12 protein-coding genes and 1 pseudogene are annotated in these 11,045 nt (G+C 65.1%); 3 read left to right on the plus strand and 10 right to left on the minus strand.

The annotated features are described in order from the left end of the window. From VGH54_RS26610 to VGH54_RS26625, 4 genes are all read right to left on the minus strand, one after another. Positions 1-780 (minus strand): alpha/beta hydrolase (locus VGH54_RS26610; protein WP_331515126.1); only part of this gene is annotated, 780 nt, incomplete at its 3' end. Between the two features lie 8 nt (positions 781-788). Then, a complete protein-coding gene (locus tag VGH54_RS26615) occupies positions 789-2,432 on the minus strand; it encodes a thiolase C-terminal domain-containing protein (protein ID WP_331515127.1) in 1,644 nt (547 codons plus the stop codon). Continuing rightward, positions 2,429-2,725, minus strand: coding sequence for a ferredoxin (locus tag VGH54_RS26620; RefSeq protein WP_331515128.1), 297 nt, complete (start codon positions 2,723-2,725; stop codon positions 2,429-2,431). The genes VGH54_RS26615 and VGH54_RS26620 overlap by 4 nt, the downstream gene beginning before the upstream one ends. Continuing rightward, the gene (locus tag VGH54_RS26625; protein WP_331515129.1) at positions 2,722-4,029 is read right to left on the minus strand and encodes an NADH-ubiquinone oxidoreductase-F iron-sulfur binding region domain-containing protein; all 1,308 of its coding nucleotides are present in this window, start codon (positions 4,027-4,029) and stop codon (positions 2,722-2,724) included. The genes VGH54_RS26620 and VGH54_RS26625 overlap by 4 nt, the downstream gene beginning before the upstream one ends. Before the next feature lie 36 nt (positions 4,030-4,065). Between VGH54_RS26625 and VGH54_RS26630 the strand changes: the two genes are divergently transcribed. Next, on the plus strand, positions 4,066-4,539 hold the full coding sequence (locus VGH54_RS26630; RefSeq protein WP_331515130.1) for a hypothetical protein: 474 nt from the start codon (positions 4,066-4,068) through the stop codon (positions 4,537-4,539). A gap of 5 nt (positions 4,540-4,544) precedes the next feature. Here the strand turns inward: VGH54_RS26630 and VGH54_RS26635 are convergent, their stop codons facing one another. From VGH54_RS26635 to VGH54_RS26655, 5 genes are all read right to left on the minus strand, one after another. After that, on the minus strand, positions 4,545-5,411 hold the full coding sequence (locus VGH54_RS26635) for an alpha/beta hydrolase (RefSeq protein ID WP_331515131.1): 867 nt from the start codon (positions 5,409-5,411) through the stop codon (positions 4,545-4,547). Positions 5,412-5,426: 15 nt separating this feature from the next. Next, a complete protein-coding gene (locus tag VGH54_RS26640) occupies positions 5,427-5,828 on the minus strand; it encodes a Rieske (2Fe-2S) protein (protein ID WP_331515132.1) in 402 nt (133 codons plus the stop codon). A gap of 1 nt (position 5,829) precedes the next feature. Then, complete coding sequence (locus VGH54_RS26645; protein ID WP_331515133.1) at positions 5,830-6,975, minus strand: amidohydrolase family protein; 1,146 nt, start codon at positions 6,973-6,975, stop codon at positions 5,830-5,832. A gap of 40 nt (positions 6,976-7,015) precedes the next feature. Further along, positions 7,016-8,107, minus strand: coding sequence for an amidohydrolase family protein (locus VGH54_RS26650; protein WP_331515134.1), 1,092 nt, complete (start codon positions 8,105-8,107; stop codon positions 7,016-7,018). 154 nt (positions 8,108-8,261) lie between these two features. Continuing rightward, complete coding sequence (locus VGH54_RS26655) at positions 8,262-8,504, minus strand: hypothetical protein (protein ID WP_331515135.1); 243 nt, start codon at positions 8,502-8,504, stop codon at positions 8,262-8,264. A gap of 130 nt (positions 8,505-8,634) precedes the next feature. Between VGH54_RS26655 and VGH54_RS26660 the strand changes: the two genes are divergently transcribed. After that, entirely contained in the window at positions 8,635-9,645 is a 1,011-nt protein-coding gene (locus VGH54_RS26660; protein WP_331515136.1) for an acyl-CoA dehydrogenase family protein, read from the plus strand. Further along, positions 9,629-10,807, plus strand: coding sequence for an acyl-CoA dehydrogenase family protein (locus VGH54_RS26665; protein WP_331515137.1), 1,179 nt, complete (start codon positions 9,629-9,631; stop codon positions 10,805-10,807). Before VGH54_RS26660 ends, VGH54_RS26665 begins: the two co-directional genes overlap by 17 nt. Before the next feature lie 34 nt (positions 10,808-10,841). Here the strand turns inward: VGH54_RS26665 and VGH54_RS26670 are convergent. Continuing rightward, a pseudogene (locus VGH54_RS26670) lies at positions 10,842-11,045 on the minus strand (hypothetical protein); the annotation flags it as partial.

The raw sequence follows: 11,045 nt of genomic DNA on the forward strand, positions 1-11,045 counted from the left end.
GTTGTGGCCGGCATCGCTGTGTTGGTTGATCTGGAACCGCGGTACACCGGAAAACATCGACGCGATCTCGGCCTGCGCCGGCGGATCGGACTGCCACACCTTCTCGTGTTCGGCGATGCTGAACTGCACCGGCACGCGCACGGCCGGGGCGAGCGCCGGAAAGTCTTGGCGGGCCCAGTTGGACACCATCTGATCTTCGTATGGTGGTGCGCCCGGATAAACCGTTGCGCCGCCCAGTACTTCGGGCGGATACAGTTCGGCCGGGTCCCACAGCAACTCGCGCAGGCCTGCTGGGCGGTGGTCCCGGGTGGCTGATTTCAGGATCTCACGGGCCGCGGGATGGTAGTGCCGCCCGGTGCCCGCCAGCTCCATGCCGAGCAGATCGCTGCGCTGACTGTCGGCAGCCATCCGTAATGCGAGTTCGCATCCGCCGGAATGGGCCATCAGGAAAAGCCCGGCACCGCGCGGTCTTTCGCCGAGAACCCGATCTACCGCGCCGTAGGCGAGCGCAACCCGTTGTTCGGGGTGAGCCACCGACTCGGGGTAGGGGGCAGAGCTGCCGTAGCCGGGCCGGTCGAGCGCGATCACGGTGTATCCGTGCGCCGCGCCGGCTCGCAACAGCGACGACTCAGGATGGCCCGGACAATCGAAATACCGTGCCGTAGTGCCGCCGCCGTGAATAGCGACGATCACCGCGCGCGGGTCCGGTGCCTCGGCGACCAAGGCCGACATCGGCACGCCGTTGACGATGACGAGCCTGGGCTGCGGAACTATCGTCATGTGCGCCGCTATTCGGCCCGCAACAGCAGCACGCCGCTGGGCGTCAGCCCACCGCTGCTGACCACTCCGACGCGGGCATCGGCGACCTGGCGCTCGCCGGCCTCGCCGCGCAATTGCGTGATCGCTTCGTGCAGCAGACCCATGCCGTGGGTTCGGCCATGTGACAGCTGACCGCCGTGAGTGTTCAGCGGTAGCTGACCGTCGCGGGCGATGTTCTTTCCGCCGTCGAGGAAGTCTTTTGCCTCTCCGATTCCGCAGAACCCGAGCGCTTCGATCCAGGACAAGCAGTTCATGGTGAATCCGTCGTACAGCTCGGCGACGTCGACGTCCGCGGGCTTCAACGAGGTGCGCGACCACAGGTGGGCGGATTGGCCCAGTACCTGAGGTTCATGGGTCAATGTGCTTTGGTCCCAATCGATCCGCTCGATGATCTGGGTGCCGACGGCGTCGACGAACACCGGTGGTTTGGCGGTGTCTTGGGCAGCATCGACGGCCGACACGATCACCGCGATAGCGCCGTCGCAGGGTACGTCGCAGTCGTAGAGCCCGAACGGTGTGGTGATAGGACGCGCATGGAGATAGTCGTCCATGGTCATCGGCGATCGGTACACCGCCGTCGGGTTCAGCTCGGCGTTGGCACGCTGGTTCAACGCGATCCAGCCGAGTGTCTCTTTCGTCGTGCCGTAGCGGTGGAAGTGGCGTTGCGCGTTCTGCGCCAACGTATGTGCGGCCGAGGTGGCGCCGAACGGCAGCAGCCAGTCGGCGCGACGGCCTCCCGACGGAACGATCTTGCCCTGCTTCATCTGCTCGTTGAAGGTGGCTTCCCACAATGTCCGAAAGCAGAGCACGTGCCGGGCCAGCCCGCCGGCGATGGCGAGCATCGCGGCGATCACCGAGCCACCGGGGCCGAAAGTCTCGATGCCGCCGTTGTGCCATGTCGGCCGAATGCCCAGCGCAGCTTCCAAAGAGGTGACCCCGCCCTCGCCGAAGCCGCCGAGGTTGCCGCCGCCGGGGTAGGTCGACAAGCCGTCGATGTCGTCAATCGTCAGGCCGGCGTCGGTGATCGCGGCCTCGCAGGCCGCGACGGTCAGCGACAGCGGTGACACCATCAACCGTCGCCCGATCTCCGACATGCCGATTCCGGTGAGCGCCACCTTGTCTTCGAATTTCTCCGGCGTCAGCATCGGCCGCACGAACTCTCCGAACCGCTCCGGTTCGATCTCGTCGATCGGCAACGCCGCGGGTTCGGCGTCGTCGACGAGACGGAACAGTGGCAGCCAGACGTCTTCGTCGTGCTCGAAGACGACCTCCACCTGCTGGCCCAATTCAAGTTGCTCGGGATCACAGTCGATGATGTTGGTGGTCAGTCGAACTCGCGGGTCTTCGGCGATTGCGACCTGGGCGACGACGTAGGGGGCGGGTAAGCCCGGCACGCTGAAGCGATGGTTGACGGTGAATCCGGCCAACGTGGCGCGGCCCGAGACCGCCCGCACTTTCAGGTTGTGCGAGCGGCAGTATCGGCACACCGGGGCCGGCGGATGGATGAGCGCGGTGCAATCGCCGCATTCCTGCAGACGAAGCTTGCCGTCGGCACCCGAGGTCCAGAAGAACTCGTTGTCGATCGTGATCAACGGCAGTGGACGTCCGGTCAACGGGTGAACCCCCACTCGGCCTCGTTCGCTTCGGTTTTGAGGTTTTCGGCCGCATCGTCGGCGCCCACCGACCTCTCGTGCGGCTCGGCGTCGCGGTGCTCGCCCCACTCGGTGATCGCGTGTACCGGGCAATCCAGCAGTGCCCGCTTCACGGCATCGCGGTCGCCTTCGGGGACTTCGCCGTCGCCTTCCAGCGATGCGTATCCCCAGTCGTCGAGGGAGAAGTACCCGGGCGCGTGCTTCGCGCACACCCCGAAGCCGTCGCATACCGTGCGGTCCAGACGGATTCTCAAACCTGGCTCACCGCCTCTACCTGGTAGGGACGGTCGGCCGTGAACGCGCCGAGTTGGCATGTCTGGCAACCATTGTGGAGGTGGCGCTGGACGACGTCGGGGAACTTCGCCAATAGGCTCGCGGCGATGTTGGTCGCGGCGTCGAGCGTCGCGCATGCACCGCGGCCGCGAAGCACTACCGACCAGCGGCGTAACCGGGCCAGGTCCTCCTCGGTCGCGGCGCCGTCGCGCAGCGCCCCGGCGGCCGCAGCCATCGCCGCGGTCCCGTTGAAGCAGGAGCCGCATTGCCCGGCGTTTTCGCGGTCGAAGTAGGCCAGTACCGACGCGGCAACCGCGAGCGGGCATTCATCGGTGATCAGCGCTATCGCGCCGTTGCCCAGGCCGCTTCCGAGTCCGCGCAGTGTCTCGTAGTCCAACGTGGCGTCGAGCACACCGCGATCGAGCAGGCCGGCGAAGTAACCGCCCATCAGCACACCTTGTACTTGGTCGGGCGAAACACCGTGCAGGGCAAGCAGTTCTGGGAACGGCAGACCATGCGGAATCTCATACAGACCGGGCGCACGGCCGGCACCGGTGACCGTCACCAGGAAGCTGCCGGGCGACTCCGACGTGCCCAGCGCGCGAAACTCGGCTGAGCCGTGGTGTTGCAGGTAGGGCAGGCTGGCCAGCGTTTCCACGTTGCTCACCAGCGTGGGCAGTCCGCCGACACCCTCCTGAAAAGGCCGCGGCGGCTTGTCAGTCGGCTTGACCGGACCGCCGTTCAGCGCGCGAACCGCGGCGGTTTCTTCGCCGGCGACGTATCCCGGCTCGACGCTCCGGACTTCAACCGCGATGCCGTCGAAGGCGCCCGGTCCAAGCTCGGCCAGTGCGGCTTCCACACTGCGCGCAGACTGTGGGTCGGACACATAGACATAGGTGCGGTCAGCACCCACCATCGCGGCGGCAAGTCGCAGTCCGTCAAGGATCAGATGCGGCCGGTGCCGTAACAACCATCTGTCCTTGATCGAGGCCGGTTCGCCCTCTTCGCCGTTGGCCACAACGACGGCGCCACCGGCGGCGCGACCGTTGTCGCGTACCGCGCGCACCTTTACCGCGAGCGGGAAGCCGGCCCCGCCCCGCCCGAGGAGCCCGCCCGACTCGACGTCGCCCACCAATTCGTCAGCTCCGGCGAGCGGCCGATAACCACCGAGTTGCCGGTATGCGGCAAGGTCTTCGCGGTCCCGGCCAACTTGGTCGCTCAGCAGCCTTGGCGTGAAGCCGGGCCAGGAGCCGATGGTGATGACTGGCGCGGCGCTGGTCTCCATCAGCTTGCTCCCGACGTCACAGTTAGGCTTGCGCACATGCGAACCGCAGTCGTGCGGGTCAATGTCGACCCAGACAACGCGCTGGCGCCTGCACAACTAACGGAGGGCATGGCGGCGCTCCTCGATGCTGTCGGTCACGTGGGTGGCGATGTCCTGGTCAAGGACCTCGGGGCCATGCCTGCCGGTCGCCGCGAGGTCGAGCTGTTGATCACCTGTGACGACGTCGACGCGGCCAAGCAGGCAGCTGTTGACCTGTGCGCCAACGCTTTTGCGACCTTCCCGGTCGCCGGTGTGATCACCTTCGTCAGCCGGGGAACCGATGATGATGCGCACGGCGTGCTGGCCGGCTTCGGGCTCACCGGCGACATTGTCCGGACGCCCGGCGACGGCGGCTACGACATCGTGCATGTGACGTTGCGTGCAGGCGACCTCGAACGTATTCCGGAGAGCCGGATCCATACGGCGCTGGAGGCTTCCTTGAACTGCGAGGTGCACATTCGCACGGTGTAGATGCATCAGTGCCCCAGGAACTCCAGGATCGCCGGTGCCGCCTGCACCCAGGTGTCAAACATGTTGAAATGCTTGACTTTGCCCTGGGCGCGAGCTTCCGATGCGCGCTCCCACGCGTCCTCCGGCCAGGGCGGGTCGATCAGCTTAGATCCCTTGATCAAGCAGCTGACCTCCAGCGATGTCCGCTTGGGGTGATCCAAGTCGTTCTCGCCGCCACGAATGATCAAGGTGGGGATCTTGATTCGATCGAACATCTCGTCCTCGACGCCCGGAATCGTCTGGCCCGGTTTGGAAACGAACGCGTTGAGCCAGCGCAGCATGAGCTTGAGGAACTCGTCGGAGTCGAAATCAAGGAAGCGCTGCTTGTTGGCCGGGTTCTCCTCGATGCGCTCGCCCCACTCCGGCACCTTGATCACGCCGTCCATTCCGGTACCGCGCACCGCGAGAATACTGGGGACGATGTAGTAGGAGCCCAGCACGAACGAGCCGTAGATTCCGCCGACGATGTTCCATACCACGAGCTTCTCCACAAGCTCGGGGTACAGCATCGTGGTCAGCATGGAATCCCTTGCCCCACCGGACCCGCCGGCGAGAATGCACCGCTCGAAGCCCAGCCCGGTCACGAGCTTGTGCAACGTCTCGGCGCGCATATGCGATTCACTTTGGCCGTAGAACTGCACGTCGGACGCGCCGCAATTGGGCCGGTCCCACAGCAGCACCCGGTACCCGCCGGCGGCCAGAGCCTCGGCCAGCGGACGCAGACCGGGGATCTCCTTGCTGAACCGGCCTCCCGGCGTCAGGGCAATGAGATCGCCGGATTCACCGAGGATTTCGTAGACGACGTTGCCACCGTTTACCTCGATAGAAGACACAGATTCTCCTGTAAGTCAGGCCATCACCAGGACGTCGTTGCCGACGATTCGCACCGGGTAGGTGCGGATGCTCCATTCCGGCTTGACGGTGGTCGTGCCGGTCGCCAGCTCGAAACCCCATTGGTGCCAAGGGCAGTAGATGTATTCCTGATCCCGCACCATGACCGCATCACCGGGCGCGGTCTCGTCCACGATGGTGCGCCCTCGCGCGCGTCCCGAGCACAGCGGGCCGCCTTGGTGTGGGCAGTAATTCGCGATCGCGTAGAAGGTGCCGTTGACGTTGTAGACACCCACACCGTGTCGGCCGATCGGCACCAACTTGTGCTTGCCCGAAGGGATCTCGCCGACTGTGGCGACGACGTGCTCGCGGCCCTGAGCCAATCGGGGCTGAGGCCGCTCGGTGATTTCCTCCGGCAACTCAGAGCACCCGGACTTGACCCTCGAGGACGGGAACCGTCTCCGGAAGGTGGTACGTCGCGATGCCGTTCTTGTACATCACCGCATCCCGGGCGTACTTGGGCAGGTGTTTGACCAGCCAGCGCGGGTCGTCGAAGGTCCAGTGCGGATAGTCCGACGAGAACAGCAGGATCTTCTCGCACTCCATCCACTCCAGCGCGCGAGTCAGCTCGGTCTTGTCTTCGGGGTAGTCCAGCGGCTGGGTGGTGAACTTGATGTGGTCCTTGACGTATTCCGAGGGCTTGCGCTTGATGTCCACCCACGATTTGCGCGCGTCATAGATCGCGTCCATCCGCCACATCAGCGGCAGGATCCAGGTGAATGCGTGCTCGACGAAGACGATGCGCAGCCCGGGGAAACGGTCGAAGACACCGTCAAAGATCAGGCTCATCACCTGGTTGGCGGCCAGCAGCGAGTAGGTGACCATGAAGTCGTGGTTGTAGCTGGGGTACCCGACCGGCGGGGCCGGCAGCTCGTCGAACTGGCTGCGCGACAGGTGGCAGCTCACGGGCATGTCGTGCTTGGTGGCGGCGGCCCAGATCGGGTCGTACTTCGGGTTACCCCAAGGCGGCCGCGGCTCGGCCTTGATCAGAATCTGCGCCATGTAGGGGTGCCCGGCCCACTTCTCGATCTCGCGAGCCGACTCTTCGGGCTCCTCGATCGCGGCGCAGATCGATCCGCGCCACCGCTCGTGCCAGTTGTTGTGGCTGTCGAGCCAGTGGTGGGCCTGCCAGTCGTTCAAGGCGGCCGACATCGCGTGCTGCGCCTCGGGTATCCGCGCTGGGTAGGCGCCGGGTTCCAGAATGCCGATGTCGGAACCCGCTTCCATGATCAGCTGGCGGAACGCCATGTCCGGGTCGCTGCCGGGGAACTCGCCGTCCGGCGGGAACGCATCGGTGCGCATCGCGTAGGCATGCGCGTAGTCCGGGGCGTCGTAATAGATCTGGTCGCCCACATTGCGACTCAGAAAGTACTTGCTGCGCCACGGGTCGGGGATGTACTGGACCAGCTCGCCGCGCCGGGGCACCGGGTGGACATCCGAGTCGACGCACCGCACGGCGATGCGCTCGGCGGCCGGAACGCGCTCTTGTGAATGGGTCAGCGTCATCTCGATCTCCTCGCTCTCCCTAACTTCTTCTATTCTGCGACTAGCCGGTCGCGAGATCGACCGAAACGTCGATCCCGTACAGGTTGGCCGCATTGCGCCAGCACAGCTTCTCCCGTTGCGCGGCAGACAGTGCCTTGGGCAATGTATTGATGTCGCCGCACTGCCAGTGCGGGTAGCTCGAGCCGAACATCACCATGTCTTCCTTGCCGGTGAAGCCGAACCACTCGCCGGCGAACTCGGTGTCGCCGGGGCCGTCGAGGCTGCCCTGGACGAAAAACACATGGCCGGGCAGGTAGTCGCTCGGCATCCGGGGCGCCCACGGCGTCTGCTCGAGGTGCGGCCGGCCGAACGTGTCCATCCGCCAGATGAACGGCGTGATGAAATCCGCGGCGCCGTCGCCCCAGACGAACTTCAGGCCGGGGAAGCGTTCGAAGACGCCCTCGGCGATCATGTTCATCTGGTGGTAGATGTAGTTCAGCGCCATGAAGCTGACGTACTGCTCGTAGGTGCGGGTGTTGCCGTTCGGGGTCGGCGGATTGGCGATACCCGAGCCGACCTCGATATGCGCGGCCACTGGGAGGCCCGCGTCGACCGCCGCTTCCCACAGCGGCCAGAACTGCGGCTTACCGTAGACCTCACGCGACTGCAGTGGGACGCCGATCTGTACCACCCGCGGATGCGAACGCCATTTTTCTATCTCGCGAAGCGCACCCGTGATGTCGTCGGGATTCACCCGGATGGTGCCGCGAAATCGATCGCCGAACTGGCTGTGCTCCAACCACTTCGACACCATCATCTCGTTGTGGGCCGCATGCAGTGCGGTGCCCAGATGCCGGTCCGGCATGATGCCGCGCGCCATCGGGTGCAGCACCGCGATGTCGACGCCGCGCTTCGTAAACAGTTCGTCGCCAACGAATTCCGGGTCCGAACCCGGGTACTGCCGGTCCGGCCCCTCGGTCTTGGGCGCGTATTCGCCGCCCGGAGCGCCGTACCAATCCATCTCGTAGTCGGGGAAGCCGCGACTCTTGAACGGCTCGCGCAGCGTCGAGCGCAGTTCCTTGTTGGACGAGAAGAAGATGTGCACGCTGGCGTCGATCAGCGGCGTGCGCGTCCCGTCCGGGTGCTCGATCACCTAAACCGCCCTTCGTGAATCGGCCGACTGCGTCGAGGCCATCAGCAGTCTGATAGCCAAACTAACATCCCCGATCGCCGCTAATCAACGGGTTTCCGGTAAGCATTTCGATTATTCATCGCACCTGATAGTGGCCACAATCGGGCCCTATGCGTTAAGTGCTGTTCTTCACCAGCGATAATATCATTCTCTCCTTTTCGGAGCTGTCGATAGTGACGCCGGCGGCCCGCGCGATCGGTTTGATCGCGGACGTGAAATCGGAGTCGGCGCCCTCGTCGTTCAACGTGGCTTCCCAGAGTCGAGCGACGGCTTCGGCGATCTCGACCGGCACACCGAATGCCTTCGCCTCGACGCCGCGCCGTCGGAAAACCCATGTGGCCCAGACCGATAAACCCAATGTCCACCATCGCCACCTACCTCTCGCTGACGTCCGCCCGGCCATGGAGTGTTCTCGGCGAGATTGTCACTGTGCTATTAAGAGAATAGTATTCTCACAGCACGTTAACTGATCTAAGGAGTTGGCCGGGATGCTGCTGGAATTCGACGCTGATCAGCGGCTCTGGCAGGAAACCGTGCGCGACGCTGTGGGCAAGCAGTGCCCTCCCGCGCTGGTCCGAGGCGTCGCCGAAGACGGCGCCGACCCGAGCCCGCTGTGGAAGGCCTACGTAGAGCACGGCTGGACCGAGATGAACGAGCCCGAGACCGCCGTCGAGCTGGCCATCGTGCTCGAAGAGCTGGGACGTGCCACCGATCCCACCCCGTTTCTGGCGACGATGACCCAGTTTGCGCCGCTGGCCGCCGACCGGTTCGACCCTCAGGCGTCCGGTACAGCCGTCTACAACGGAATTACCGTTCACCGAGACGGCGACGAGTGGGTGCTGGACGGCACCGCGCGGCACGTATTGGACGGCGACCGCGCCGAGTGGCTGGCCGTGGTGACCGATGCCGCGGTGTTCATCGTCAACGCCGACGACGCGGGCGGGCAGCTTTCCAGGCGACGCAGCGCCGTGCTAGACCCCGTCCTGCACGTCGCCGACCTGACCTTCAACGGACTGCGGCTGCCCGATGCCGCACGCATCAAGGTCGACACCGAACGGGCGCACCACGTCGCCCTGATGGGCATGGCGATGACGATGGTCGGTGCGTGCCAACGCATTCTGGACCTGGTCCTCGACCACGTGCGCAGTCGCCACCAGTTCGGGGTGCCGATCGGATCGTTCCAGGCGGTCCAGCACAAAGCGGCCGACATGCACGTCGCGGTGGAACGGGCGCGGGCGCTGGCCTATTACGCGGCGCTGACGATAGCCGCCGACGATCCGCGCCGGCGACTGGCCGCCGTGATGGCGAAAGCGGCTGCGGGAGAATGTCAGTCGCTGGTGTTCCGCCACGGCCTGCAGCTGTTCGGTGCGATGGGCTTCACGTGGGAGAACGACCTGCAATTCGCGTTGAAGCGGGCCAAGGCCGGCGAGCTCATGCTCGGCGGAACCGCCGAGCACCGGGCGAGGGTTACCGAGGAGTACCGTGCAGCTCACCTTTGATCCAGACGTCGAGGCATTCCGCGCGGAGTTCGTCGCGTTCCTGGACGAGCACGTGCCCGCTAGCGCGGCTGAGGCGCTGGAACGGCCGAAGTCGGTCTCGCACATGCCGGATTGGGCCCGCCGCTGGCAGCGCCTGCTGTTCGACAACGGCTGGCTGCTGCCCACTCAACCGCCGGAGTTCGGTGGCCGCAATGCCACGGTCTTGCAGCAGTACGTGTATCTGGAAGAGCTGTGCAAGCGCCGGATCTATCACAGCTTCAACCCGCAGGGTGTGAATATCATTGCGGCATCACTTATTTCGTTCGGCAGCGACGAGCAGAAGCAACGCTGGGCAGTGCCCATTCTGCGGGCCGAGATCACCGCGTCGCTGGGGATGAGCGAGCCCAGCGCCGGTTCGGATCTGGCATCGCTGCGGACGAAGGCGGTGCGCGACGGTGATCACTTCGTGGTCAACGGCCAGAAGGTGTGGACGTCGGGTGCTCACGACGCCGACGTCCTGCTGACGTTCGTCCGCACCGACCCGGATGCGCCTAAGCACAAGGGGATCAGCGCACTGGTGATCCCGACCGATACCCCGGGTGTAACGCGTCGGCCGTTCCCGGATATCTGCGGCCAAGACAACTTGGACTTCAACGAGGTGTTCTTCGAGGACGTGAAGGTGCCGGCGGAGAATCTGGTCGGACCGCTCAATCAGGGCTGGGGGGTGGCCAACGGCTCACTGGGTCATGAGCGCACGATGATGTGGCTCGGCTTCGCCGATCGGCTCGACAACGTCATATCCGACTTTCAGCCGTCGAACGCCCTCGAGCGTGACCACTACGCCACCGCGATCATGGACCGCCAGGCGCTTCGGCTGCTCGGATCGGTGGCGCTGGCCCGGGCCGCCCGCGGCGAAGAAGACGTGCCTGCCCTATCGGTGCTCAAGCTCCTCGGCTCGGAAGCCGAACGGCAGGCATGCGAAAACGCCTTGGCCGCAGCGGGATCCGATGGATTGCTGCACCCGGCGCTGACCGGACCGTACGAACCGATGAACCTCGACCACTACTTCGGCAGCTGGTTCGAGCGCTACGCCCGCAGCTTCTCGGGGACCATCGCCGGCGGCACCTCGGAAATCCAGCGCAACATCATTGCGCAGCGAGTGCTTGGACTGCCGGCTCGCTGAAGACTTTTGGCTGCCTGCTTAGCGCACTCCGGCCTCAGAACCGGACCAGACTGAACGGCCAGCTGGCGGTGCCGCCCGGCGCGCCGCCACAGCCGGCGTCGAACGTGGAAGTCACCGAGCCGGTCAGCGTCACCGCATCCCACGTATACACGTCATGCGAGGGCAGGAAGTAGACCGTGCATCGCACGCCGTCGGGCACGTCGACGTTCATCGTGTAAGTGCCGTTCGCCAGATGTGC

Origin of the sequence: Mycobacterium sp., from assembly GCF_036488105.1 — a bacterium.
GTDB lineage: Bacteria > Actinomycetota > Actinomycetes > Mycobacteriales > Mycobacteriaceae > Mycobacterium.